Source organism: Pseudoalteromonas sp. AWM4_233, from assembly GCF_056158285.1.
Window position 1 is genome coordinate 12,067 of the sequence record NZ_JBSWSZ010000041.1, and the last position, 1,099, is coordinate 13,165.

The 1,099-nt window shown below is 41.3% G+C and carries 2 protein-coding genes; one reads left to right on the plus strand and one right to left on the minus strand.

What is annotated here, in order from left to right:
• Positions 1 to 51: 51 nt before the first annotated feature.
• Entirely contained in the window at positions 52 to 219 is a 168-nt protein-coding gene (locus ACXAC4_RS19315) for a hypothetical protein (RefSeq protein ID WP_475164800.1), read from the plus strand.
• A gap of 243 nt (positions 220 to 462) precedes the next feature.
• Here the strand turns inward: ACXAC4_RS19315 and ACXAC4_RS19320 are convergent, their stop codons facing one another.
• Positions 463 to 1,071 (minus strand): alpha-amylase family glycosyl hydrolase, encoded by a 609-nt coding sequence (locus tag ACXAC4_RS19320; protein WP_475164806.1) that lies wholly within the window; start codon positions 1,069 to 1,071, stop codon positions 463 to 465.
• Between the last annotated feature and the right edge of the window lie 28 nt (positions 1,072 to 1,099).

Here is a 1,099-nt window from a genome sequence, read left to right on the forward strand (position 1 = left end):
AAGGTTAACGACGGTTAGATTCACCTCTTACACAGCACCTTACTTAGAGCGGTGAGAGGCCCAAAACATGATCAACAATATTGGCTATTTGCCGCTGAGGATATCGACAGAGTAAGCAATGTCGAACAAGTCGAAGACGTGAGTTTTATTGCCATCGAGCTCTCGGCGAATTTAAAAACATTCTTAGAAAACTATGAACAGCTTGCATTTTTGAGATAGCTATCTCAGGCAATGAAAAAAAGCCCCATCAGCATAAGCAAATGGGGCTTTTTTCGGTGTGATGAATTGTGTCTTTACGCTTATACCAACCCTCTTAATTAAGCGATCTATTTTGAGGCAAGGAAAACTTGTCGATAACGAGGCGGAAATTTTGCTATTTAGTTGTTCTAAATAAGAAATTTTCAACGAAGTTAGCGTCAGTTTTAGTCCCTCAAAATGATTGAGTATTATTGAGGGTTGGTATTAATCTAGCTGATAAACGCTAAATCCAAGACCAGCTACTTGGCCTTTCTCACCTTCAGTTGATTGATAAATCAGTTTCGCATTTTCACTCATCCCAGTCGGCTTAATGCTCTGAGATTTCGTGCTGGTATTAAAGATAACAGCTAGGTTTTGCTTACCTTGCTCACCCTGATACGCTCGTTTGATGGCGAATAAGCCTGGTTCATCTTGTGAGAATAGAATACTTTGCTCACCTTGACGTAGTGCGATATGCGCTTGATATAGCTCAGCATATTCAGCAAAGCGCTGATAGAACAAGTGCGATGTATCAAAGTTGTCATCAGCTGTGGTTTTATCTGTGGCTAACAGGTCATCATCGTTATAGGTTTTAACCAATGATGGCATCATGTTTTGTCTTGAATCTTGGTCGCCACCGTCACCCACAAAGCCTTGCTCATCACCGTAGTAAATAACCGGTACACCACGGCTAAAGTACATCAATGCATGGGCTAGAAGAGTACGTTCAACCATTTCGCTTTCGCTGTAATTAAAATCACTGCTCTTTAAGCGATATGCAATACGGCCCATGTCATGGTTACCCGTAAAGCAGGTGCTGTGTAAGAGGTGAATCTAACCGTCGTTAACCTTAGCAATACAT